This window comes from Paenibacillus sp. RS8 (assembly GCF_041956825.1).
Classification (GTDB): Bacteria; Bacillota; Bacilli; order Paenibacillales; family Paenibacillaceae; genus Paenibacillus_AQ.
The window spans coordinates 476,140-499,920 of the sequence record NZ_CP168131.1 but is presented as its reverse complement, the minus strand read 5'-3'; the positions used below and the strand labels follow the sequence as shown (position 1 = coordinate 499,920).

Sequence of the window (23,781 nt, the reverse complement as noted above, 5' to 3'; positions counted from 1 at the left end):
AAGACGATTGATTCATTCGGGGGATTGCGGGAATTTCAAAAGTGGAATATTATTTAATTATGATTAACGTATTTGCTTACTAATTAATTCTTATATTAATTTTATCGGAGTTGATGTATTATGTATCCCCATCATCAAGCTGCCATTGATGCCATCACCAACAAGCTTAAAGCCAGACCCGACGTACAAGGGATCATCATCGGAGGTTCCGTGGCGCATGGCTTTGCCAACGAAACCTCTGATATCGACATTATGATCGTCCTTTCTGAAGAGGATTACAAAAAAGCTTGTTCCATCCATAATCTTGGGTATTTCGAAACGGAATCCTGTTCTTATGAAGGCGGTTACGTGGACGGGAAAGTTGTGTCCGCTTCCTACATCAAGCAAGTGGCCGAATCCGGCAGCGATCCTGCTAAGTTCGCATTCCAGGATGCGTTCGTCACCTATTCCAATATCGAGGGGTTGGAACAGTTGGTCCAATACGCTCCCCGATATCCGGTGGAGAAAAAGGCAGAGAACATGCAGAAGTTCTATGCACAATTCGAAACCTGGAAATGGTATTATTACGAAGGACTGAAACGCAACAATCGTTTATTAATCGACTACTGTTTGACCCACTATGCCTTTTTCGCAGGTAGGTTGATTTTGGTACACAACGAAACGCTGTTCCCTTCTTATAAGTGGTTCTTAAAGGTTCTGGAAGGGGTTGAAAAGAAGCCAGAGAATTTGTTGGCGGACGTCCATCGGGTACTGGAAGAACGAACGCCGGAAGCCGTCGAGAATCTGTATGAGAGTATTGTGGAATTTAATAACTGGTATCAGGCAGAGCATCATTGGTCGGTTCAGTTTATGATGGATAGCCAGCTGAACTGGATGGACGGACCGGTTCCGGTTCTCGATTTATAAACTGTTCCGCTAACGGGACACGTTTGTTCAATAAAACAGCGACAGTCTAGAACTTTATTTTCTTGTCCTTGGCTGTCGCTGTTTCAATTTCAACGCTCAGTCTATAACTTATTTTATGGAGTCTAACGGTATGACAATTAGAAAACCCAAGTGGAATAAAGCCATCCCGTCTAATACTTTATTTTCTGCTGACAAATAGAGCTAATTAATTTACAGCGTAGCCTTCCTCTGCTTGTTACAATGATAGGTATAGAGGTGAGTTTCAATGACAAACATTCTAATTGTAGAGGATGACCGTCTCTTAAACGAGGGGCTAAAGTTCATGCTTGAAAAAGAAAACTTTAATATTATTCAAGCCTACTCTTATCAACAAGCAGCTTCTAAAATTCAGGATCAGACCCTCGGTCTGGTCCTTTTGGACATTAATCTTCCAGACGGGAGTGGTCTTGCACTGTGTCAGGAAATTCGGCGAATGAGCTCCATCCCGGTAATCTTTCTGACTGCCAACGATACTGAGCAGGATATGGTCACTGGATTTGGGCTCGGTGCAGATGATTATATTGCAAAGCCGTTTAGTATGGTCGTTCTTTTACAACGTGTGAAAGCTGTACTTCGACGAACAGGTACTGATGGAAGCTCGGAGCTGTTTCAATATAAGACTATTACAATTAACTCAGCCAAAATGAAGGTTTACAAATATGGGCAGGAGATCAAACTAACCACCAATGAGTATCGCCTACTTGCCATCTTAACCGAGAATAGTGGTCAGGTTCTTACCCGGAGGTTAATGCTGGAGAAGCTATGGGATATAGAAGGTAATTTCGTGGATGAGAATACACTAAGCGTAAACATTCGTAGGCTGCGCGCTAAAATTGAGGATGATCCTAAAGATTGTCAATACATTAAAACCGTATTCGGCATTGGCTACACATGGGGAGATTAAGGATGAAGAACCCTTTTTCAAAAATTATTTGGAGCTCTTTCGTCCTTTTTGCTGTTATTGTGGCTTTGTTCGGCTCTTTGCTTATCTATTATAAGCCTGAGCGATCTGTAATTATAGGAGCTATGGTGTTTGTTGGCATGATGGCTTTGCTGTTTATAAGTTTTGTGCTCGCACTTCGTAAAGAAATGCTAAACACGCTATCATCATTGTCGGGATTGATTCAAGAGCTTATCAATGGACAAATGACTCAAATGTTCCCGGTGCAGGAGGATACACTACTCTCCAAATTACAGCATCAGGTCATTCAGCTATCTGAGCTGTTGTCTTCGCAGAAGCAGCGTTACCGTGAAGAGAGTCAGGAGGTCAAAACATTAATTTCTGATATTTCTCATCAACTCAAGACCCCTTTAGCTAATTTAGGAATGTATAACAGTCTTCTGATGGATGAAGGGCTCCCCGCTGAAAAACGCAGTGAATTTACTCGCCATATGGGAAGCCAGATTGAGAAGTTATCTTGGCTCATGGAGAATCTGATCAAGTTATCACGGCTCGAATCCGGTATTATAGAGCTCCATGCGGAGAAGCTTAATCTTGAGAACACCGTGCTGTCAGCCATCAAACAGGCATTTCCAGCAGCTGAACAAAAGAATATAGAGATTTTACTGGAAGCGGATCAGGGGTTTGCGCTGCAACATGACCCAAAATGGATGGGGGAGGCTATCTATAACATCATCGATAATGCTCTGAAATATACACTTGGGCCCGGCAGTATTAGGATTACACTTCAGCGGTATGATCTGTTTGCAAGGATTGATGTTGCCGATGGTGGAATCGGAATTCCTTCCGCTGAGATCAATGACATTTTTAAACGGTTTTATCGAGGAGCGGGTTCCAATGGAACTGAAGGTGTTGGCATTGGGCTTTACTTAGCCCGCAAAATTGTTGCTGAGCAGGGTGGATATATAAAGGTGAAATCAGAGCTAAGTAAAGGGAGTGTTTTTTCTATATTTTTGCCGATACGTTGATTCTGAATGTACTCGAAGGCTTAGCCCCCGAAATTGGGGCTTTTTCTCATTAAAGTTGCGATTTCATTGAGGAAAAGTGCTTTGCTAGCCCTGTAGTGGTCTGCAGTCGCACAGCTACCTCGACTAAGGTCCAGTACCAAAAACCGTCGTTGGTCTGTTTTGAAAGTCTGCGAATTGCTCTAGAATAAGGCTATAAGGTTAAGGACAACGAAAGGCGGTGAGAAAATAATGCAAAGAAGACAAGGAAACGGATTGGCGGTTGTACTGATTGTGATTGGTGCGGTAATGCTGCTCGGTTTAGCGCTTCCTCTGATTCACGGTATTTTCAGACTACTGTTCCCAGTATTGCTGGTTGTTCTCGGGTACTATGGGATTAAGAGCGGACGCAAGATTATCGGTTGGGTATTAATGTTCATTGGTGTCATGACCTTGATCGCGAAGCTTTCCTGGATCATCGGACCACTGCTAGGTGTGGCGTTGATCGTATGGGGCGTGTATGCCTTAAAGGGTAGAAGAAATGGTACTTATTAAGAAGGATTGTACTTAAATAAGAAGCAGGGAGGGAGCAGGAGATTATGAGTGTTTTTCGTCGCATGAGGGATATTACCGTAGCTAATTTAAATGAACGTCTGGAGCAAAGCCAAGATCCTGTGAAGCTGATTGATCAATTTCTACATTCAACTCGTGAGGAAATCAGTGAAGCTGAAAGATTGTATCAGCAATACGCTTCCCATACGAAGCAACTGCAGCAGCAAGTGAATCAAGCGACTGCCATGCGAAACAAACGTGAGGAACAGGCGCTACTCGCACTAAAAGCGGGCGAAGATCATCTGGCAAAGCTGGCTTTACAAGAAAAAATTATCCACGAGGAAAAGTTGGAGCAGTACAGCGGGCTACTTGAACAAAGTAAGCAATCCTTGTTTGAACTTGAAGGACAGCTGAATGAGCTGAAAATAGAGTATCAGACGGTGTACAGCAAACGTCAGTATTATGCAGCACGGATGGAGTCGCTGAGACTACAGCAACGTATGAATCAAAGAGCAAGTGCTTATGGCAACGGTGGTGATGTTCCCAAAATGTTCGGACGTCTGGAAGATCGGATGTCAGATTGGGAATTAGAAGCGAAGAGCCTCCGCGATGTGCGGCGCATGGGACAGGAATATGCTGTGCAAGCAGGTGAGACTGTAGCAACCGTACTCGAAAGAGAAATGGCTCGCTTAAAGGAGAAACTGAACAATGGTGGAAAGGAGTAGCGCTATGAGTCGATTGTATCGTTCAACTAGAGATAAAGTGATGACGGGTCTTGCAGGTGGATTATCTGAGACACTCGGTATTGATTCCACGCTATTCCGGATTCTGTTACTGGTCAGCATTCCGTTTACAGGAGGCGCCGTGATTCCAGTGTATTTCATTGCAGCATTGGTTATTCCGAAGGAGCCTACGCATTATAATCCTTTCGGACCAGGCCCTGGTGCACCTGGTGGTCCATTCGATGGTCCTTACTCAGGTAGACCCGAACATGGACACGGACCGCATGGCGGACATGGATCTTATGGACGCCAACCTAACTACAATCCTAATTTTGAGAAGAATAACGCATATTCCGCTCCGGATTCCGGTTTGGATGCGATGATGAAGGATATCGAGAAGAAGGCTCTGCAAAAAGAAGTAGAAGAACTAAAACAAAAACTGTCTAAATATGAGAAAGGGGAATTGTAATCATGGGAGTATTTCAAAGAATTAAAGATATGACTAAGGCGTCGGTAAATGACTTGTTGGATAAGGTAGAGGACCCAATCGTAATGCTTAACCAATATCTGCGCGATATGGAGGCTGAAATTCACGAAGCTGAAGTTACAGTTGCTAAACAAATGGCGAACGAACGCCGCATGAAGCAACGCGTGGAAGAAGCAGCAAAAATGTCTGCACAACGCGGAGCACAAGCTGAACTGGCATTGAAAAACGGCCAAGAAGAAGTGACTCGCAAACTGTTGGAGGAAAAAATCTACTTCGATCAAAAACAAGCGGAATACAGCGATCTTCACGCTCAAGCTGAAGTGCAAGCGAAGGAATTGGTAGGACAGCTGCACGATATGAAGGATGAATTCTACAAGCTGCGCAACAAGCGTAACGAGCTCGTATCCCGTGCTCAAATGGCTAAAGCGAAGAAACAAATGTCGCAAATCAGCAGTGTACATTCCATCGAAAGTGGCAGTGCCTCACTCGGATTCCACCGGATGGAAGAAAAAATTATGCAGCTTGAAGCAGAAGCAGATGTACTGCGTGCACCTTACAGCCCATCCGCGGCTTACACTAAACCAGTGGATGTTGAGAAGCAACTGAAAGTGGATGAGCAACTGGCTGCATTGAAAAGCAAGCTGAATGATACACCAGCGGCTCCTTCTTTAAACAAAAAAGAAGAATAAATCCTGTTCCTAAAACTTAAGTAGATATGATATGCTGGACAAGAAGAAGCCATACGGTATGGATCTCCATACCGATATGGCTTTTATAGCGGCTGGCTATAATATATTACTGAGTATGTTTTTCGAAGCAAAACTTTAACTTTAATCCGGTGAATAGTCAGGGAGAGGAAGTTTGGAACTGTAGGAGCAACAGCGAACGAAAGTCCAAACATTCCTCGGAGTGACTATTAGTTCACGGATACTATTGAAGAAAGTTTTGCTTAGCAAAACTTTTGGGAGGTGCGAAATGGATAAACGAAACCGTTTGATTGCCATCGGACTGATCGGTGTTGGCTGCATGATGATTTTTGGTAGATGGCTCGGCTTTTTCTCCATTGTCGCGCTTCTATTCCTGCTTCTAGGGGTCTACCGTACAACGTCAGGCAAGGTGAAGCAGGGTTATAAGCTGCTCGGAATTGGCGCTATACTGCTTTTGCTGGATCATTTAGTGCTCGTACTGGGGATTTGTTTGATCTCTTTGGGAATGTTTTTTACTAAATCCAAAAGAGTTCAGCGTAAGGAAGGGTTTATGCAGAAGCAGAACTTCTCGTCTAGATTTGACTGGGATCGCTCACCTTGGGTGATGCACAGTCTTAGTTCATGGCATATCCTCGGGGAAGCTGATCTTGATCTTTCGCTGGCTATGGCGGAGCAAAAAGAAACAGTTATGCTGTTTCAAGGGATCTTTGGTGATATGGACATTCAATTGTCGGATGATTATGGTGTGGAAATTGAAGCCTTTGTGCTTTTTGGATCGATTGAATTCGGTAATGGGCGCGATACAGGTATGCTGAACCGTCTGAATTGGAAATCCCCTAACTATGATAGCAGTGAATATAAGGTGAAGTTTAGTGTGTCTTATTTGATGGGAGATTTGGATGTGCGATTATCCTGATTAGTTTGATACAGAAGGGAGGGTCCCCATATGGAAAAAAAGAACAAAAACATGATGTCACGCAGTATGGGTGAGGGGGCTCTGTTCTCTTTTGTCATGCTGCTTGTGATATTGTACACCATGTATACATATGGCTATTTGAAGCCTTTTGAAAGCTGGATGATTGGATTACGCACGGCATTCACACTAATTCTGTTACCCATGGGGTTCGGAGTTGGCTTTGGGTTCTATCAGAGCTTTCGTGTAAAGCGAAAGTTGGAACGCTTGAGAGAAACCCTCGTATTGTGGGAGAAGGGCAACCTAACGCTATCTATGCCTGACTTGGGTGACGATGAGCTGGGAAGGCTCGGAGAACAATTGGGCCGAATCAGCGGAAAATGGGAAAACCAAGTGACAACGCTACAGCGCTTGTCTACAAATAACGCAAAGCTCGCGGAACAGGCCAGAGTATCTGCTATTATGGAGGAGCGTCAGCGGCTTGCGCGTGAATTGCATGATGCTGTCTCCCAGCAGCTGTTCGCGATTTCTATGACCGCCACGGCTGTAGGCCGGACGCTGGAGAAGGATTTTGACAAGGCGCAAAGGCAAATTGCACTTATTGAAGAAATGTCTGCTGTAGCGCAATCAGAGATGAGAGCACTATTGCTGCATTTGAGACCTGTTTATTTGGAAGGTAAGGGATTAGCGCAGGGGCTGCAGGAGTTGATCAAGGAGCTTAAGGTTAAGGTTCCGATTGAAATCGTGTTCGAGATGGATCCTGATGTACAATTGTTAAAAGGGGTAGAGAATCACTTATTCCGAATTGTGCAGGAGGCAATCTCCAATACGCTTCGTCATGCGAAAGCAGAGAAGATGGAAATCAGACTGCATCGGCGAGGAGATACGGTTCGTTTGACGCTCCGTGATGATGGGATTGGTTTTGAATTGGATGAGAGTAAACAAACTTCCTACGGTTTGTCGAACATGCAGGAGCGGATGAATGAAATCGGGGGTTCCATTCAGTTTATTACCGCTCCGGGTAAAGGAATGCGGATTGAAATAACCGTTCCGTTAGTCAATGAATAATAGGAGGAAAGAGTGACCATGGAGATGGAGGAAGCCATTAAGGTATTACTTGTAGATGATCATGAAATGGTACGGATCGGACTAGCTGCTGTACTTGGGACTGAAGACGGGATTGAAGTTGTAGGTGAAGCTGGAAGTGGAGAAGAAGGTATCCGCCTGGCACAAGAGTACAATCCGGATGTAGTCCTGATGGATCTCGTAATGGACGGGATGGATGGGATTGAAACGACAAAACAATTAATGAAGCAATATCCCGAAATCAAAGTGATTGTGTTAACAAGCTATCTGGATGATGAAAAAATGTATCCGGTGATTGAGGCGGGTGCGTTTAGTTATCTATTAAAGACCTCGCGAGCTAGTGAAGTTGCGGATGCCATACGCGCTGCGGCAAGAGGGCAGTCTGTACTCGAGTCACAAGTCGCCTCAAAAATGATGAATCGTTTTCGAAACAATGCCAAGGGTGAATCCCCTGCTTATAAAGAGCTTACCGAGCGCGAGATGGAAGTATTACGTCTGCTGGCGCAAGGTAAATCGAATCAGGATATCGCTGATCAACTAATTATTGGGATCAAAACTGTGAAATTTCATGTAACGAATATTCTCGCGAAGCTGGGTGTGGAAGATCGAACCCAAGCAGCAATTTATGCATATAAAAATGGACTAGCTGAATAATTGGATATCCCAATTGGTGTGAGTACAAGAACTGGCCAGAGTAAGAAGGGCTGGTTTTTTTGTGTGCACGAGTATATGAAAATACTTGTCTCCGTATAAAATCTTGTAAAGCGGACATCCTGTTTAGTAGATTAATAGACCGGATTGAGAGGGTGTTGGATTGTGGGGTATGTGGAAGAAAGTAAGGGAAAGAGACACGATGCAGGCCGAAAAAGCGGTATTAAAGGAATGTTGCTGGTATTTATTCTATGCTGTACTGCGTTACTTTTGGCAGGTTTTCGGGGCGAAGGTGAAAAAGAGAGCAGCCAGATCGCCCAATTGAAAAAGTCACTTCCTCTCCTGACCTCCCTTGGTAAAAGTGTTACAGTACCCGGATCCCCTCTTCGTTTAGTTTTAAAATGGCAGGGAGAATTCAATGGTGATGGTCTAGAGGCTGGTGTCACTGCAACTAACCTATCCGATGATCTTGGGTTGGGAGAAACAAGCCGGGAAGACGGGGGGGAACATCTTACTTACCGTTCGTCTGCCGACAGAGCCGGTTTGCAAACCACCATGTTCTGGAGTGAGCTGGGAAACGGACGTAGTTATGTGATTGTAACCCTGGAGACACCTGATTTGTTAAATACTCCGGATCTGCAAGCTGAAGCAGAAGAGGCTGGCGCGAAACTACAGAAGGTCGGCATCACAGCGGAATGGAATACCTCGCTTCAGGGGGCTGCGAAGGAGCAGGAGCATCCTCAGAAGGCTCTACTGTTAACGGAGCAGAATATGTACGCACAGCTGCCCGATCTTAAAGTACAGGAAAGCTACGAAGACGAAACAACAGCCAGCCATACTTATAGTACATCGGCATTGTTGCATTCCGTAATCAGCGGAAACCACGAGGTAGTCCTACAGGCAGCTATTCATCAGGATGCAAAAGAGGGCAGCAGCCGCGTTACGATTGGATTACCATTAATAACAATAGAATATTGAAAAGACCAATCAAGGATCTATTGTAGAATGCCCGTACTTACAATTTTAACATCAACCTTGGTATGGAATTTTACTTTCCGGTAATCCTCAGACCAATTTTTGTTGCTCCAGACATTGTGATGATAAGCAATAAGTTTTCTTCCTACACCAAAGATATCACAGTTTGCCTTTTGGATTTCATTAACAACTGTCTTGGCTTCCTTTGTAAGTAAATCTGAAAGATCTTGACTGACTTTTTTAAGTTCTTTCTCGTCGAGTACATCGGTAAACTCTTCTACGACGGCTTGCAGCTCCAAGCCCAAATTTACATCAATGCTTTCATCATCAGCAATGGTTACCTTGAATTGCCGCTTTATTTTTTTGAACCCACATTAATAGTAATGAAATTCCGAATATCATCGGAATGTCCCAAATCAAGTTTCTTAGTGAAGCGGGCATTTTTCCCCTGTTGTCCCATCAGCAGAACCATCATGATTGACTGATCGGGGTTCAACATTCCGCTGTAATTCTGGTCATGAAAGAGAGCTACCCCTTTCGTGATTATTTCGCCCCCATCTCTGCCTAGATATGGAAGAGCAAAGTCATGCCCTGGATCCATCAGGGATCGGAACACGGTATCTGCCGTTTCTTTTGGAAAAATACTCATTTCTTCCAGACTATCGATCTTTTGCTTAATGAATTCACCGATCTTTAATTCCCCAACCTTTTTTTGTTCAAGAATTTGGGCAGCTTCTCCTTCCGTAATAATTAGCCGAACGTTGGATGTTGGATTGCTTGGATCCCTGTAATTCACATCCAGAATAGGGTACAGGCCACGCTCAGCCGTAGTCCTTCCCATAAGCTCAAACCCATATTTAATAAATCTAATGTTTCCCCTAACTTTATTTCGCAATTGATTGCTCGCATTGCGCACAGTCGATCCGATACTCGAATGGATTTCATTCTTGGTAGCTTTCTGCTCAATATCGGGGGGAATGATTAATTCGATGGTTTCTTTGATCTCTCCGTTCTCTGTATAATCAATTGCAGCACAATAAGCCAGATGCAGGTCTTTCAAATATTCCCGGTCCCAACATCCAGTAAGACAGATGGAAACAAGGGCAATTAAAAGTAAATGCGACTTGAATTTCATGTCAAACTTCATGCAAGACCACCTGGCTTTCTCTTCATAAATAGGGAAATCATCAGCAATAACATCGATAATCCGGCAATAAACACATAGGCCGCATAGTTAGCGGCCGTATCAAAAAGATGTACACCTGCAGGAGTTACAGGTGCAAGTGCGATCATAAAAGAAATGATTTTTACAAACGGAGCAAAATGTTTATGGCTTTTTCGACTAAATAAAACACTGAGTCCAATGGATGCTGCATAGCAGTAGCTAACAATAGAACAAACAAGCGTGATGGCCCAAATCGGCAGAAACAGGATATCTGCACGATCCACGATATAAAAGTTAAGAGATTTTACTAAGTAAATGACGGGTTCGGGCATGATTTTGATTTGCTCAGAGTTAAATACCATCAGACAGGTGGATACCACAAAGACATAGAGCAGGGTTACGAACCAACTGGCTAGACTAATGGTCATTAATTTTTGTTTATTTGTACCTTCGGAAAGCGGATAGACGATCATCATCATTTCGAAACCATACATAGATTTAGTTGATTCCTGTGCTCCCTTCACGACATTCCAGAACCCATTCTCCAGAAGGGGGAGCATAAATTCAAAATGAGCTTGAGTTAAACCATAGCTGACAAATAGTATAAGCGGAACAAAAAGAAATGTTGCCAATGTATAGAATCTGGCCAACACTGTAAGCTTTTCTCTTGCCAAATAGAGAGTCATGATCGAGAAAAGGGTTAATATAGCCCATCTTGGTGTGGATTGCAGAATCCACCTCTGCAGCACCTCCACCGCACTGAACATAATATTGGAGCCAAGCAGAACAAAGTAACTGATGTAAGCGATTATAAGTATTCTACCTATAATTGGACCTCCGAGCTTTAAACATATAGAAAATAAGTTGAGTCCGGGGAAATTTTTCAGCAGAACCCATAGAAGAATGATAACAAGTTGGGTAATGATGCCCGCAATCAAAACAGAGAGCGCTCCTCCACCCTTGGCCGCTTCGTTAAGCTTGAAGGGAAGAGACAGAATGCCAACCCCGATTTGGGCTTGAATCATAAAGCAGAAAAGCTGCCCCCTCGTTATCATTTTTTCTTTTTGAGTCATTCTTATAACTCCTGTCGTTCAGAGTAAATGATTATTCTTCTTCTGCCTCTGATTTGCTTGTATTCTTGCGGATGGACCATATCGGAAGGCGCAAAAAGGTGTCTTTCAAGCTTTGAATATTTACCGGGCTTAGAGGCGTAAGGTAAGGTTGTCCAAAAGATTCAAGCTTACACAAATGTATAAAAATAAGTGTCAACCCAAATGATATGCCAATATATCCGAACAAAGAGGCAGCAACCATAAGTGGAAACCGCATAAATCGGATCGCGGAGCTCATCTCGTTGGAAGGGATGAGAAAGGATGATATGGCAGTCAATGCGACAACGATGATCATTGAGTAAGAGACCAATCCAGCTTTAACAATGGCATCCCCGATGACCAAACCACCTACAATCCCAATGGTTTGACCTACACGGCTGGGCAGACGGAGCCCTGCCTCCCGCAGCAGTTCGAATATGAGTTCAAGCAGCATCGCTTCTACCAATGGAGGGAATGGGATCCGGGTCAGTGAACCTTGAATTGTGAAGAACAATTGCAAGGGAAGGACGCTGGAGTGAAAAGAAACGGTGGCAATATAGAGCGCGGGCAGTTGGAATGCTGTTACAAAACCAATCAGACGGATAAAACGGACAAAGGAAGCAATCAGCCATCGATTGCTATAGTCATCCGGCGTCTGATAGAAGGTGAAGAAGCTGGCAGGTACAATCAGAGCTGTGGGATCTCCATCCAGCAGGATTGTGACGTATCCTTTCAGCAAGTAGAAGGAGGTATGGTCTGGGCGCTCTGTATTGATATGTTGTGGAAATATAGAGTACGAATTATCCTCCGTTAATTCCTGAATAAAGCCGGTGGAGAGTACCGAATCAAGAATGATTTTTTGTATTCTAGATTCTACTTTTTTTACTAATTCAGGTTTGGCAAGGTTCTCCATATAGATTAAAGCTACCTTTTTGGGAGCGATTTTCCCAAGGGTAAAGTAGCGAACAGTAAGGTTTGGAGTGGTGATTTGTTTACGTATCAGGTATAAGTTAACCGTCATATCTTCAATAAAACCGTTATGCGGCCCCCGAATAACTGCTTCATTAAGAGGTTCGGCTATGGTTCGTTCGTGTTTGGCAGGAGTAGAGAGGATATAAAATTCAGATATTCCTTCAACAAAGTAGAGGCAGCCTCCGTTAATAAGTCCCTGAATACCTTTATTTAGTTCTGTTTCCACATCGAAGCTGAGCGTTGTAAATAGTTTGGAAAGCTCTTTTTTTTTGCTATTGTAAAAAGGAGCAATCACATTCTGCTCAACCAGTTCCGTGTCTGCCATGGACTCTAGATAAAAGAGAATTCCTTCAGTTTCGTTAAAGGATATTCTTCTTTTTTTAAGATCATTTGAATAGAACAAAGCTGCTTCGATGAAATCGGCGTTTTGATCTACAGTAGTGAATGAGATCTGTGTTTGGTCAGTCATTAAGGGTGCTCGACTTTCGAGTTATTTTCCTTTAACGTTCCCGAATGATTTGCAGAATATTCCTGAATGAAAGTAACTATTAATGGATAAAGTGACAAACACTTCGTCAATATAGATAGTTTTATAAGGTGAAGTATAATTAGTAATAAGAAATTTAATTGAAATTTGCGAAATCCCGAGAGTATTTGTCAGGAATCTGATAGCATCCTTTTTAGGAATATGCTAAAATGACATAACGTCGTTTTCTCGACGCTGAGAATGTCAATAAACTATATTACATACAGAAAGATGAGGAGCCATGGCTGAAAATCAAACCCTTGATGCACTGCACACACCCGGTGCTGTCTTTTTTATCTTTGGGGCAACCGGAGATTTAGCCCGGCGTAAGCTTTTCCCGGCGATTTACAGCTTGTACCGTGAAGGTAAGCTGGCACATGATTTTGCGGTAATTGGCGTGGCGCGGCGCCCGCGTACTCAGGAAGAATTTAGAAGTGATGTGAAGGAATCCATCCTTGAATTCTGCCGTTATAAAGCGGGAGAAGAGAGCGAATGGAATGAGTTTGTACAGCATTTTGAATACAAATCTCTGGACATCAACGATATTGATGGCTTCCGTGAATTAAGAGCTCAAACAGAAGCGCTTGAAGAGAAGTTTAGAATTCCGGGCAATCGGATGTTCTATCTTGCGCTGGCACCTGAATTGTTCGGCAGTGTCTCGTTCAACCTTAAGGCTGGCGGCATGCTGGATAGCACAGGTTGGAATCGCCTCGTCATCGAGAAGCCTTTTGGATATAATCTGGAGTCAGCTGAGCAGCTGAACGAGCAGATCCGTGAGGTGTTCAAGGAAGAGGAAATCTACCGGATCGATCATTATCTTGGTAAAGAAATGGTTCAGAATATTGAAGTCATTCGTTTTGCCAATGCTTTTTTCGAACCGCTTTGGAATAATAAGCATATTGCCAATATTCAAATTACACTTGGCGAAACCGTAGGTGTTGAAGAGCGTGGTGGTTATTATGACCATGCTGGAGCGTTACGGGATATGGGCCAGAATCATATATTGCAACTGCTGACTATGATCGCAATGGAACCACCAAGCCGTCTGCTTGCAGAGGATATTCGTGACGAGAAGGTGAAGGTACTTCGTTCCCTTCGTCCTTATGGTACATCTGACGAGGTTCGTGAGAACGTCGTGAGAGCACAGTATATTCAAGGCTTGCATGGTGGCAAGACCCTTCCTGCTTATCGTCAGGAAGATAAGGTTGATCCTGAATCGAGTACTGAGACGTATTTTGCTGCCCGTGTGTTTGTAGATAACTTCCGCTGGGCTGGAGTTCCTTTCTATATTCGTACAGGTAAACGTCTACCGGTGAAGACAACGGAAGTGGTAGTTGAATTCAAGGGCATGCCAACCAATGTTTATTTGGGACAAAAGCATACGCTGGAGCCTAACCTGCTTGTTATCCGTGTGAACCCTATGGAAGGCATTTATGTGAAGATTAATGCCAAGAAGCCAGGTTCTGAGTCTGAAATTCAACCGCTCGCTATGGACTTCTGTCAAAGCTGCTTGGTTGGAATCAATTCTCCGGAAGCTTACGAGCGCTTGCTTCATGATGCGGCACGCGGAGATTCTACTTATTTCACGCGTTGGGATGAGGTATCGTCGGCATGGTCGTTCGTGGATCGTATTGCGAAGGCTTGGAAGGAAGAGTCGAGTGATCTATCGTCTTATCCTGCTGGCACTTGGGGTCCGGTTGAAGCGGATCAACTGCTTGCTCAGGATGGCTTCCATTGGTGGCCGGTAAACGGTCAGGAAGAAGATAATGTAGTATGGTTGAAGAATAACTAAACTTTGAGTTAATGCTATCTCCCTGCAGAGGATGCAGGGAGATTTTTTGTAATGCTGAGATTAACACTCAGCTTCACAAGGCCACTCTGGCTCCAAATGCCGCTCGGGCGACAGAAGCATTTTTCAAATAACTGCACTTTGTACAATTAAAATCACATATTGGGTGGAGATTAGTGTTTTAAGTGTATTTTCTGCAACTATTTTCTCCGTATAAGGCCGAAAAGCTAGCACATTGATTTTTTAATTGCATCAAATACAACTAAAGGCGATTGGAAATGCTAATACTTCAAATAAGTGTAGGAAATACAACTATTTTACTATAAGAGACTGCGGAGAAATGTGAAACGAATTCAAGGGAGGGGCCTGTATTCAACGGGTGGCCATGGGGAGGCCTGTTTCCAATTAATACACACCTCTGTGGGACGGAACGAGACGAACCTTATCCTCCGAAATGCATGTTTTAGTCGAGCTTACGGACAAATGTATGCGAAAAACCGAATACAATGCGCCGTCAGTAACGTAATCGAGCCAAATGTATGCGAAAAACCGAATACAATGTGCCTCCGGTAACATAAACGAGCCAAATGTATGCGAAAAACCGAATACAATGTGTCTCGGGTAGCGTAAACGAGCCAATTGTATGCGAAAAACCGAATACAATGTGCCGCCAGTAACGTAAATGAGCCAGATGTATGCGAAAAACCGAATACAATGTTTCTCGGGTAGCGTAAACGAGCCAATTGTATGCGAAAAACCGAATACAATGCGCCGCCAGTAACGTAATCGAGCCAAATGTATGCGAAAAACCGAATACAATGCGCCGCCAGTAACGTAATCGAGCCAAATGTATGCGAAAAACCGAATACAATGTGCCTCCGGTAACATAAACGAGCCAAATGTATGCGAAAAACCGAATACAATGCGCCGCCAGTAACGTAAACGAGCCAGATGTATGCGAAAAACCGAATACAATGTGCCTCTGGTAGCGTAAACGAGCCAATTGTATGCGAAAAACCGAATGCAATGTGCCGCCGGTAACATAAACGAGCCAATTGTATGCGAAAAACCGAATACAATGCGCCGCCAGTAACGTAATCGAACCAAATGTATGCGAAAAACCGAATATAATAATGCGCCGCCAGTAACGTAAATGAGCCAGATGTATGCGAAAAACCGAATACAATGTGCCTCTGGTAGCGTAAACGAGCTAGCGCTGTTATCCGCCCTGAATCACCCAGGAATGGACTTGTTATTAGGGAATAAGTGGAATATGATTCGTCCCTTATATATGTGCTCATTTCATCGAAATAAAGATCCGTAAGGTCCGTAAGCGAAATCTAACTACGAAGGTGCTTATGGATACGAGTATGGAACGGATGTACTCAGCTTGTAACGCTACCTCTAAGGACGCCGTCAGGCGTTTTTCTTATTGAGCTATGGGAACTGGTGAACAGGATACAGACCTGATTTGGGAGATATTTTGCTGTAATAGCTTTTTAGTAGATAATGTCTGTCGGATTTTGATATACTTTAGAGGATGCTTTCACTTGAAGCGGACTGGAGCTAGACCTAAGATAGCTATTCATTCAGAAATGAAGGGGTATGAACAATGAGCAGAGCACCGATTTGAAGATAACCCCAGTGTAATTGAAGCAGAAGTAGGAATTTTATATATGAAGGGATATGTGTAATGAACAAAGCAATAGATCAGAAGCTGCAAAAGGAAGTGGACAGACGCAGAACCTTTGCGATCATTTCCCACCCGGATGCGGGTAAAACAACTTTAACGGAAAAACTACTGTTATTCGGTGGCGCTATCCGTCTGGCGGGAACCGTTAAGGCCCGTAAGGCGAACAAGCACGCAACGAGTGACTGGATGGAAATTGAAAAGCAACGGGGGATTTCTGTTACTTCCTCTGTCATGCAGTTTGATTACTTGAATCACCGTGTGAATATTTTGGATACTCCGGGTCACCAAGACTTTAGTGAGGACACCTACCGTACACTAACTGCAGCGGATAGTGCAGTCATGCTTATCGACGTGGCAAAAGGTGTGGAAACCCAAACGACTAAACTGTTTCAGGTCTGTGCGAAACGTGGGATTCCTATCTTTACCTTTATTAATAAGCTAGACCGTGAAGGACGCAGTCCGTTTGATCTGATGGAAGAGCTGGAGCAGGTACTGGGTATTCGCTCTGTGCCAATGAACTGGCCGATCGGCAGTGGCCGTGAATTATGTGGTGTATATGACCGGATGAAGAATCAGGTAGAACTGTTCCAGGGTGACGATCATTCCGTAATCAAGGTTCAGAAGGTTGATGGATATCGTGATCCAATCATTCGTGAAATGGCTGGAGAATATCTGCATGATCAATTGTGTCAGGATCTGGAGCTGCTGGATGTAGCAGGTGACGCTTTTGACTATGAAAAAGTATTAAGTGGTGAACTCACACCTGTGTTCTTTGGTAGTGCGATCAACAATTTCGGCGTACAGACTTTCCTCGATAATTTCTTGGATTTGGCACCGAAGCCTGAACCACGCCGTAGTACTACAGGTTTGGTAGAACCAATGAATGAGAAATTCACTGGTTATGTGTTCAAAATCCAAGCCAATATGAACCCGGCTCACCGTGACCGGATTGCTTTCCTGCGTATTGTATCCGGGAAGTTCGAACGTGGGATGAGCGTAAAGCATGTGCGTGTGGGTAAGGACATTAAGCTGGCCCAGCCGCAACAATTCTTGGCGCAAGACCGTGATATCGTAGAGGAAGCTTATCCAGGAGATATTATCGGGCTGTTTGATCCAGGTATTTTTAGAATTGGAGATACACTGAGTCAGGCCGGAGATTTGGAATTCGATGAGCTGCCAACATTCTCACCAGAGATTTTTGCTAAAGTGAGTATTAAAAATGCTTTGAAATCGAAGCAATTCCAAAAGGGTGTCGATCAGCTGACTGAAGAGGGTATGATTCAAGTATTCCGTACGGTTAACTTTGACGATATTCTGCTCGGCGTAGTTGGACAGCTGCAGTTTGAGGTGTTCGAGTACCGCATGAAAGGTGAATATGGTGTAGATGTTCAGTTACAGCGTATGCCATACCAGTTCGCGCGTTGGATCGTAGATGATGCTAAACCGGATGCGAGTAAGTTCCGTATTAACTCTACGCTCGTTACAGATAAGAAGGGCAATTTTGTCGTGTTGTTCGAGAATGAATATGCTATGCGGACAGCGATGGATAAGAACCCGACAGCTACGTTCCTGGAGATGGCTCCAAAAACATTGCTATAGTAAGGAAGCTATAACTTCCTGATGGTTAATAAAAACCTCCGCCTCCATAGGTGAGTTTCACTATGGTAAGACGGAGGTTTTTGGCTAATTACGTCTAGTTATGAAGTGATATTGCCAGGGGTAATTGTCTCCAAGTGATCATGCAGCATAGAGACCAAATTATCTTGTTTAGCGGTGTCCAGGTCTTTCCATATCATTTCAAACACGGCGCCAAGTCCCGGGAGTGCTGCTTCCGGTCCGTCTACCGAGCCTTCAATCATATGCCGCAAATCCTCTTCAGATTGACCATGCACTTTATGAATAATCGCCTGACGTAAGTCAATGGTAACTGGCATGAAAAAGTACCTCCTTTTTGGAATGTAGTGATATTCACTTCGTTTTAATGTACCCTGTATGGGTGCTGAAAATTCAAGTTTTTGCTACGAGAAACGGTTGTCATCCATAAAGGACCACAATGACGTTTCTTCTTGGCTTATGCTATACTATTTGAGATATAGAATGCTACGGGAGGTACATATAGACATGGCCAAAAAACAATATGCTATCATTGGCATGGGGCGTTTCGGATCCAGTGTTGCTAGAGCGCTCAGCGGTATGGGGTATGATGTACTTGCGATTGATGCGGACGAGCAGCGAACACAGGAGATTTCAAATATAGTAACACACGCCGTATCTGCAGATTCTACGGATGAGGAAGCGTTACGCGCACTTGGTATTCGCAATTTTGATGTAGTCGTTGTAGCCATTGGTGAGGACATCCAAGCTAGCATTCTGACAACTTTAATCCTGAAGGATCTTGGAGTGCCAGCAATTATTGCAAAAGCCAAAAGTGAACTGCACGGCAAAGTATTAGGTAAAATTGGTGCGGACAAGGTGATTTATCCTGAACGGGATATGGGAATGCGGGTTGCGCATCATTTGGCTTCGCCTAATATATTGGATTATATCGAGCTGTCGCCTGATTATAGTATTTTGGACATGAAGGTATCCGGATCGATGATCGGAAAAAATCTACAAGAGCTCGATATCCGCGCAAAATATGGCTGTAACGTAATGGCTATTCGCCAAGGTGAAGAGATGAACATCTCCCCTCGCGCAGAGGATCGCTTGATCGACGGGGATATTCTTGTAATCGTTGGGCATAAGGATAATTTGACGAAGCTTGAGATCGCGTATCAGTAGGTGGGGCGATTCTGATGATAAGCGTTATTCCGAGGAAAGTTGGACTTCCGGTCGCTGTTGTCTCCAGATTTTTTTGATTTGAACCGCTTGCTGCGGATAAAATCCCGAGACTGCTTATGCTTTCGAAGTGAGCTTTACTTCGTAAAGCTTTCGGGCGAACGCTTAAGCTCCTACAGTTCCAAATTTCCTCTTCATAACGTAATCATCAGGTTTATAGGGGAGTAGAAGAGAAGAAGAACAAAGATAAAGATAAAAAATAAAGATAAAGATAAAGAACAAAGATATAAGAGCAAGAATAAATGGCAAGGCATAAGAAAGGAAGACTTTATGGAAATCATGTCTCCGCAAAATACGCGGGTTAAAGAGTGGGCCGGGCTGCAGGAGAAAAAGCACCGTGACAAGGCTCGTAAATATATCGTAGAAGGCGTTCATCTGGTACAGGAAGCGCTGCTGGCTGAAGCAGATGTGGAATGTTTGGCCTATGACCTCGACAAAGGAATGCCTGCTGAACTCAAGGGGCTTCTTCAGTCCGTTCAGGGCATGGAAGTGATTGGCGTGTCAGCGGCCATTATCTCGAAATGCAGCAGCACTAATACACCGCAGCCGGTGTTCGCCATCGTGCGGAAGGAACAGCAGGCGGTAGAGGCTATCCTAGCGAAGAAGGAAAGCCTGGTGGTTGTCCTGGACGGTGTACAGGACCCCGGCAATGTCGGCACCATCATCCGCAGTGCGGATGCTGCGGGAGCAGACGGAGTGATCCTCGGCCAAGGGTGTGCCGACCTCTATAATCCTAAGACCATCCGTTCCACGATGGGCTCGATGTTCCATCTCCCGGTGGTGGAGGGAGATTTAAGTGAGATTTTGCCACAAGCCCGGGAAGGCGGGGCATTGCTGGTGAGTACTTCGCTGCAGGGAGAAGAATCGTGCTATCAGCATGATTTTCACGGCAGTCAGTGGCTGTTGATTGGCAGTGAGGGCAAAGGCATTTCGCCGGAAACTGCGCGACTCGTGGACAAGAGTATCATCATCCCGATGGCAGGCCGCGCTGAATCACTAAATGCAGCGATGGCAGCGACGATTTTGCTGTTTGAGGGGATGCGGCAGCGGGAGGCATAAGCTGCTTCTAAAAAAGGAACGGACGATAAAAAACTGCAAGCTCATGATTGAGTTGCAGTTTTTTTGTCGTTTTTAAGAAGCCTGTTCAAATTGGCTATTGTAGAGCTCTGCATAGAATCCGTTCTGAGCCAGCAATTCTGCGTGGCTGCCGCTTTCCAAGATATCGCCGTCCTTCAGGACCAGAATCACATCGGCATTCTTGATCGTTGAGAGTCGGTGTGCGATAACGAAAGAGGTTCTGCCTTCCATAAGCTTATCCATCGCCTGCTGAATCAGCAGCTCTGTACGGGTATCCACCGAGCTTGTAGCTTCATCAAGAATGAGCATCGGCGCATCCTTTAGCATCGCGCGAGCGATGGTCAGCTGCTGCTTTTGGCCGGCGGATAAATTGACCTTATCATTAAGGATAGTATTGTAACCATCACTTAAGGTTTGAATGAAGCGGTGCAGGCCAACAGCCTTGCAGGCTTCTTCAAGCTTCTCGTCTGTTATATTCTGCTGATTGTAAATCAGGTTCTCTTTGATGGTACCCTCAAACAGCCAGGTATCCTGCAGGACCATACAGAATAGATCATGAATGTTCTCTCTCGTAAGGCTGCTGATCGGCGTATCATCAATGTAAATTTCTCCGCCTGTTAATTCGTTGAAGCGGATGAGCAGATTAACGAGAGTGGTCTTCCCTGCACCGGTAGGTCCTACTATGGCAACTTTTTGCCCGGGCTTTACGTCTGCCGAGAAGTTTTTGATAATCAGCTTCTCTGAAGTCTCATATGCAAATTGTACTTGATCAAAACGTACTTTGCCTTCAGCAGTTGCCAGCGTGCGTTCTTTCAAGCTCTCGTCTTCCATTTCTTCAGCCTCTAGGAAATCAAATACACGCCCTCCAGCGGCGGATGCCGATTGCAAATTCTGTGCGGCTTGGGCGATCTGAGATAACGGCTGGGTAAAGTAACGTACATACATGATGAAAGCGACAATGACCCCGAATGAAATCGTACCATTCATGGCTAATACAGCACCCACGACACAGACGGCGACAAAGCCCAGATTACCAATGAAGCCCATAAGCGGCGGCATCAGACCGGAGAGGAATTGTGCTTTGAAGGCGCTGTTCTTCAGCCCTTGATTCAATTCCTGGAAGGTGGTGCGCATCTGCGCTTCCCCGTTATATGCTTTTACAACGTTATGTCCTGTGTATACTTCTTCAACATGACCGTTGATTTTGCCCAAATATTCCTGCTGACTGGCAAAATACTTTTGCGATTTCTTCATGATGATCGCCATAAGACCGAAGCCGATGATAGTTGCAACGACAGCGGTGATGGTCATGATCACATTGGTCCGGAGCATCATGATAATGGAGCCGATGAACATTGCGACAGCGGTCACTACAGTACCGATACTCTGATTGAGGGCCTGACCGATGGTATCCACATCGTTGGTAACCCGGGAGAGAATGTCACCGGTTGCCGACTTGTTGTAGTAGGAGATCGGAAGTCTGTTCATTTTATGAGCCAGGTCGGTTCTTAATTTCTTGGAGACTTTTTGGGTAATATTCGACATGATCAAGCCTTGCGAGAGTGATAACAACGCACCGACGCCGTAGATCACGACGAGGGTAATGCCAATGGCAGTAATGCCGTCCATATCGATGCCGCTGACGAGGCCGGCTGTAATCTTGTCGGTGATCTCGGAGAGTTTATCCGGACCGAATAACGTGAGTACCGTTCCAGCCGCCGCGCAAATTAGCGCAATTACGATCACTGGAACATACTTGCGGCAGTAACGGAGCAGCTTGCTCCATGTATTCTGACTCTTATTCTTAATCTTCATTAGGCAAGCTCCTCCTTGGTCAGCTGTGAGTAGGCAATTTCCTGATATACGCTGCAGGTTTGCATTAATTGGTCATGTGTTCCGATACCGGCGATTTGTCCGGCTTCCAGAACAATGATTTTATCGGCGTCTTTGATTGTACCGATACGCTGAGCTACGATCAGCATTGTTGAGTCATGCGCGTCTTTTTTTAGCTCACTGCGTAATTTGCGGTCGGTCTTATAGTCAAGCGCCGAGAAAGAATCGTCAAAGATTAATATTTCTGGACGTCGTGCAATCGCCCTGGCAATCGACAGCCGTTGTTTCTGCCCGCCAGAGAGATTTGATCCGCCTTGGGCGATATGGGCATCATAGTTCCCCTCTAGCTTTTCTACAAATTCAGAGGATTGGGAAGTGTACACCGCATCTACAATATCTGAACTGAGGACCTGACCGGAGCCGTTCTCACCAAATGCAATATTGGAGGACACTGTTCCTCCAAACAAAACAGCCTTCTGGGAGACGTAGCCCATTTTATTCCGTAGCGCTTGCTGGTCGTATTCTTTAACATTGATGCCATTTACCAGCACTTCACCTTCTGTAGCATCATAGAAACGGGGAATGAGATTAACAAGTGTACTTTTTCCGCAGCCTGTTGATCCGATAAAAGCAATCGTTTCTCCCTGTTTTGCCGTGAAGCTGATGTTCTCCAACACATATTCCTCTGCATCTGGATATTTGAAGCTAACCCCCCTGAATTCAATTTCATCTTCTCGCTTCACAGGGAATTGAGTTACTGATCCATTCTTTAAGCTAGGTACTGTTTCTAGTACTTCATTGATACGCTTAGCCGACACTTGAGCGCGGGGCAGTAAGATAAAGATCATAATCAACATCATAAAGGCCATAACTACTTGCATGGCATAAGATGAGAATACGATCATATCTGAGAACAAGCCCATCTTGGCTGTCCCCTCGGCTGCTTGAATGAGCACGGCACCGATCCAATAGATGGAGAGGCTTAACCCACTCATAATCAAAGTAATACTTGGCATCAACATGGTCATAACATTGTTGGCAAATAGATTGGTACTGGTAAGCTCGTTGTTGGCTACAGCGAACTTCTTTTCCTGATATTGTTCGGCATTGTAAGCCCGGATGACACGAAGACCGTTAAGATTCTCTCTGGACACACGATTCAGATTATCTGTAAGCAACTGCAGCTTTTTAAATTTAGGCAGGACAAGCACGATACAGATCGCGACAATAATTACGAGGAGTGCGACCGCGACACCTGTAGAAAGGGTCCACTGCCAGCTTTTGCCGGAAATCTTGAGTAACGCCCACACTGCAAGGATTGGAGCTTTCACAAGCAGTTGTAAGCCGATCACAATCAGCATTTGTACTTGCGTGATGTCATTCGTGGAACGGGTAATTAGACTTGCTGTTGAGAAGTTGCTGATCTCCTCCATGGAGAAGGACTGCACCTTATCGAACAAATTGGAACGCAATCTTGCAGACAAGTCGGCCGCTATTCTCGCAGCAATACCTGCTACAACCACCGAGGTCGCCAGACTGCCAAGAGCACAGAGCAGCATCCAGCCTCCTGCTACAAGGATTTCATTCATTTCGCTTCCTGGTGTCTGGATCAGCCGGGTAATATCACTCATGTAGTCAGGCAGTTCTAAATCCAGCCAAACTTGAGCGATAATGAACATGAGGCTGATACCGAATAAGAACCATTCTTTGGGTTCCAGATTCTTGAGTAATTTCAACATAAGAATGACTCCTTTGCATTATCGTTGCTATGATCGTAACGGAGAATGATAAACTGAAAATTAACTTTTGCTATGAAATGAAAGAAGAGACTATCCCTTAAGCCATAGAATGACT

The 23,781-nt window shown here is 44.5% G+C and carries 22 protein-coding genes; 15 read left to right on the top strand and 7 right to left on the bottom strand.

Features of this window, described 5'->3' with window-relative positions; all coding sequences use genetic code 11:
• Positions 1-120: 120 nt before the first annotated feature.
• The 11 genes from ACDZ28_RS03225 (at position 121) to ACDZ28_RS03175 (ending at position 8,946) form a co-directional block, all read left to right on the top strand.
• Positions 121-906 carry a nucleotidyltransferase domain-containing protein gene (locus ACDZ28_RS03225; protein ID WP_042130998.1) on the top strand — a complete coding sequence of 262 codons (786 nt, stop codon included), beginning with the start codon at positions 121-123 and terminating at the stop codon, positions 904-906.
• Between the two features lie 265 nt (positions 907-1,171).
• Entirely contained in the window at positions 1,172-1,849 is a 678-nt protein-coding gene (locus tag ACDZ28_RS03220) for a response regulator transcription factor (protein ID WP_375103992.1), read from the top strand.
• Positions 1,850-1,851: 2 nt separating this feature from the next.
• Positions 1,852-2,874, top strand: a complete 1,023-nt coding sequence (locus tag ACDZ28_RS03215; RefSeq protein ID WP_375103991.1) for a sensor histidine kinase — start codon at positions 1,852-1,854, stop codon at positions 2,872-2,874.
• Positions 2,875-3,102: 228 nt separating this feature from the next.
• On the top strand, positions 3,103-3,405 hold the full coding sequence (locus ACDZ28_RS03210) for a hypothetical protein (protein ID WP_042130995.1): 303 nt from the start codon (positions 3,103-3,105) through the stop codon (positions 3,403-3,405).
• Between the two features lie 44 nt (positions 3,406-3,449).
• Positions 3,450-4,127 (top strand): PspA/IM30 family protein, encoded by a 678-nt coding sequence (locus ACDZ28_RS03205; protein ID WP_042130994.1) that lies wholly within the window; start codon positions 3,450-3,452, stop codon positions 4,125-4,127.
• Positions 4,111-4,593 (top strand): PspC domain-containing protein, encoded by a 483-nt coding sequence (locus ACDZ28_RS03200; RefSeq protein ID WP_231573936.1) that lies wholly within the window; start codon positions 4,111-4,113, stop codon positions 4,591-4,593. The genes ACDZ28_RS03205 and ACDZ28_RS03200 overlap by 17 nt, the downstream gene beginning before the upstream one ends.
• Positions 4,594-4,595: 2 nt before the next feature.
• Positions 4,596-5,300 carry a PspA/IM30 family protein gene (locus tag ACDZ28_RS03195; protein ID WP_042130993.1) on the top strand — a complete coding sequence of 235 codons (705 nt, stop codon included), beginning with the start codon at positions 4,596-4,598 and terminating at the stop codon, positions 5,298-5,300.
• A gap of 286 nt (positions 5,301-5,586) precedes the next feature.
• Complete coding sequence (gene liaF / locus ACDZ28_RS03190; protein WP_042130992.1) at positions 5,587-6,234, top strand: cell wall-active antibiotics response protein LiaF; 648 nt, start codon at positions 5,587-5,589, stop codon at positions 6,232-6,234.
• 30 nt (positions 6,235-6,264) lie between these two features.
• Complete coding sequence (locus ACDZ28_RS03185; RefSeq protein WP_042130991.1) at positions 6,265-7,299, top strand: sensor histidine kinase; 1,035 nt, start codon at positions 6,265-6,267, stop codon at positions 7,297-7,299.
• 18 nt (positions 7,300-7,317) lie between these two features.
• Positions 7,318-7,971, top strand: coding sequence for a response regulator transcription factor (locus ACDZ28_RS03180; RefSeq protein WP_036685532.1), 654 nt, complete (start codon positions 7,318-7,320; stop codon positions 7,969-7,971).
• A 171-nt stretch (positions 7,972-8,142) separates the two neighbouring features.
• Positions 8,143-8,946: a YwmB family TATA-box binding protein gene (locus tag ACDZ28_RS03175; RefSeq protein ID WP_231573933.1), complete on the top strand. Its 804-nt coding sequence runs from the start codon at positions 8,143-8,145 to the stop codon at positions 8,944-8,946.
• 17 nt (positions 8,947-8,963) lie between these two features.
• Here ACDZ28_RS03175 and ACDZ28_RS03170 read toward each other — a convergent pair whose 3' ends face one another.
• From ACDZ28_RS03170 to ACDZ28_RS03155, 4 genes are read right to left on the bottom strand one after another with little or no spacing between them, the layout of a single operon-like run.
• Complete coding sequence (locus ACDZ28_RS03170; RefSeq protein WP_375103990.1) at positions 8,964-9,248, bottom strand: Ger(x)C family spore germination C-terminal domain-containing protein; 285 nt, start codon at positions 9,246-9,248, stop codon at positions 8,964-8,966.
• Positions 9,249-9,298: 50 nt separating this feature from the next.
• The gene (locus tag ACDZ28_RS03165) at positions 9,299-10,090 is read right to left on the bottom strand and encodes a hypothetical protein (protein WP_375103989.1); all 792 of its coding nucleotides are present in this window, start codon (positions 10,088-10,090) and stop codon (positions 9,299-9,301) included.
• Entirely contained in the window at positions 10,087-11,181 is a 1,095-nt protein-coding gene (locus ACDZ28_RS03160; protein WP_042130989.1) for a GerAB/ArcD/ProY family transporter, read from the bottom strand. The genes ACDZ28_RS03165 and ACDZ28_RS03160 overlap by 4 nt, the downstream gene beginning before the upstream one ends.
• Positions 11,182-11,212: 31 nt before the next feature.
• Positions 11,213-12,640, bottom strand: a complete 1,428-nt coding sequence (locus ACDZ28_RS03155; RefSeq protein ID WP_042130988.1) for a spore germination protein — start codon at positions 12,638-12,640, stop codon at positions 11,213-11,215.
• A 298-nt stretch (positions 12,641-12,938) separates the two neighbouring features.
• Here ACDZ28_RS03155 and zwf point away from each other — a divergent pair, with 298 nt between their 5' ends.
• Together zwf and ACDZ28_RS03145 are read left to right on the top strand one after the other, a co-directional pair.
• Complete coding sequence (gene zwf, locus ACDZ28_RS03150; protein ID WP_042130987.1) at positions 12,939-14,489, top strand: glucose-6-phosphate dehydrogenase; 1,551 nt, start codon at positions 12,939-12,941, stop codon at positions 14,487-14,489.
• A 1,690-nt stretch (positions 14,490-16,179) separates the two neighbouring features.
• The gene (locus tag ACDZ28_RS03145; RefSeq protein ID WP_042130986.1) at positions 16,180-17,778 is read left to right on the top strand and encodes a peptide chain release factor 3; all 1,599 of its coding nucleotides are present in this window, start codon (positions 16,180-16,182) and stop codon (positions 17,776-17,778) included.
• A 98-nt stretch (positions 17,779-17,876) separates the two neighbouring features.
• Here the strand turns inward: ACDZ28_RS03145 and ACDZ28_RS03140 are convergent, their stop codons facing one another.
• The gene (locus ACDZ28_RS03140) at positions 17,877-18,113 is read right to left on the bottom strand and encodes a small acid-soluble spore protein SspI (protein ID WP_042130985.1); all 237 of its coding nucleotides are present in this window, start codon (positions 18,111-18,113) and stop codon (positions 17,877-17,879) included.
• A gap of 163 nt (positions 18,114-18,276) precedes the next feature.
• Between ACDZ28_RS03140 and ACDZ28_RS03135 the strand changes: the two genes are divergently transcribed.
• On the top strand, positions 18,277-18,960 hold the full coding sequence (locus tag ACDZ28_RS03135; protein ID WP_331281342.1) for a TrkA family potassium uptake protein: 684 nt from the start codon (positions 18,277-18,279) through the stop codon (positions 18,958-18,960).
• 327 nt (positions 18,961-19,287) lie between these two features.
• Positions 19,288-20,076: a TrmH family RNA methyltransferase gene (locus ACDZ28_RS03130; protein WP_375103988.1), complete on the top strand. Its 789-nt coding sequence runs from the start codon at positions 19,288-19,290 to the stop codon at positions 20,074-20,076.
• A 72-nt stretch (positions 20,077-20,148) separates the two neighbouring features.
• Here ACDZ28_RS03130 and ACDZ28_RS03125 read toward each other — a convergent pair whose 3' ends face one another.
• The gene (locus tag ACDZ28_RS03125; RefSeq protein WP_375103987.1) at positions 20,149-21,909 is read right to left on the bottom strand and encodes an ABC transporter ATP-binding protein; all 1,761 of its coding nucleotides are present in this window, start codon (positions 21,907-21,909) and stop codon (positions 20,149-20,151) included.
• Positions 21,909-23,666 (bottom strand): ABC transporter ATP-binding protein, encoded by a 1,758-nt coding sequence (locus ACDZ28_RS03120; protein ID WP_375103986.1) that lies wholly within the window; start codon positions 23,664-23,666, stop codon positions 21,909-21,911. The genes ACDZ28_RS03125 and ACDZ28_RS03120 overlap by 1 nt, the downstream gene beginning before the upstream one ends.
• Between the last annotated feature and the right edge of the window lie 115 nt (positions 23,667-23,781).

Coding starts and splice junctions, on each gene's coding strand:
- ACDZ28_RS03225 (WP_042130998.1), top strand. CDS start 121: ATGTATCCCCATCATCAAGCTGCCATTGATGCCATCACCAACAAGCTT.
- ACDZ28_RS03220 (WP_375103992.1), top strand. CDS start 1,172: ATGACAAACATTCTAATTGTAGAGGATGACCGTCTCTTAAACGAGGGG.
- ACDZ28_RS03215 (WP_375103991.1), top strand. CDS start 1,852: ATGAAGAACCCTTTTTCAAAAATTATTTGGAGCTCTTTCGTCCTTTTT.
- ACDZ28_RS03210 (WP_042130995.1), top strand. CDS start 3,103: ATGCAAAGAAGACAAGGAAACGGATTGGCGGTTGTACTGATTGTGATT.
- ACDZ28_RS03205 (WP_042130994.1), top strand. CDS start 3,450: ATGAGTGTTTTTCGTCGCATGAGGGATATTACCGTAGCTAATTTAAAT.
- ACDZ28_RS03200 (WP_231573936.1), top strand. CDS start 4,111: ATGGTGGAAAGGAGTAGCGCTATGAGTCGATTGTATCGTTCAACTAGA.
- ACDZ28_RS03195 (WP_042130993.1), top strand. CDS start 4,596: ATGGGAGTATTTCAAAGAATTAAAGATATGACTAAGGCGTCGGTAAAT.
- liaF (WP_042130992.1), top strand. CDS start 5,587: ATGGATAAACGAAACCGTTTGATTGCCATCGGACTGATCGGTGTTGGC.
- ACDZ28_RS03185 (WP_042130991.1), top strand. CDS start 6,265: ATGGAAAAAAAGAACAAAAACATGATGTCACGCAGTATGGGTGAGGGG.
- ACDZ28_RS03180 (WP_036685532.1), top strand. CDS start 7,318: ATGGAGATGGAGGAAGCCATTAAGGTATTACTTGTAGATGATCATGAA.
- ACDZ28_RS03165 (WP_375103989.1), bottom strand. CDS start 10,090: ATGAAGTTTGACATGAAATTCAAGTCGCATTTACTTTTAATTGCCCTT.
- ACDZ28_RS03160 (WP_042130989.1), bottom strand. CDS start 11,181: ATGACTCAAAAAGAAAAAATGATAACGAGGGGGCAGCTTTTCTGCTTT.
- ACDZ28_RS03155 (WP_042130988.1), bottom strand. CDS start 12,640: ATGACTGACCAAACACAGATCTCATTCACTACTGTAGATCAAAACGCC.
- zwf (WP_042130987.1), top strand. CDS start 12,939: ATGGCTGAAAATCAAACCCTTGATGCACTGCACACACCCGGTGCTGTC.
- ACDZ28_RS03145 (WP_042130986.1), top strand. CDS start 16,180: ATGAACAAAGCAATAGATCAGAAGCTGCAAAAGGAAGTGGACAGACGC.
- ACDZ28_RS03140 (WP_042130985.1), bottom strand. CDS start 18,113: ATGCCAGTTACCATTGACTTACGTCAGGCGATTATTCATAAAGTGCAT.
- ACDZ28_RS03135 (WP_331281342.1), top strand. CDS start 18,277: ATGCTACGGGAGGTACATATAGACATGGCCAAAAAACAATATGCTATC.
- ACDZ28_RS03130 (WP_375103988.1), top strand. CDS start 19,288: ATGGAAATCATGTCTCCGCAAAATACGCGGGTTAAAGAGTGGGCCGGG.
- ACDZ28_RS03125 (WP_375103987.1), bottom strand. CDS start 21,909: ATGAAGATTAAGAATAAGAGTCAGAATACATGGAGCAAGCTGCTCCGT.
- ACDZ28_RS03120 (WP_375103986.1), bottom strand. CDS start 23,666: ATGTTGAAATTACTCAAGAATCTGGAACCCAAAGAATGGTTCTTATTC.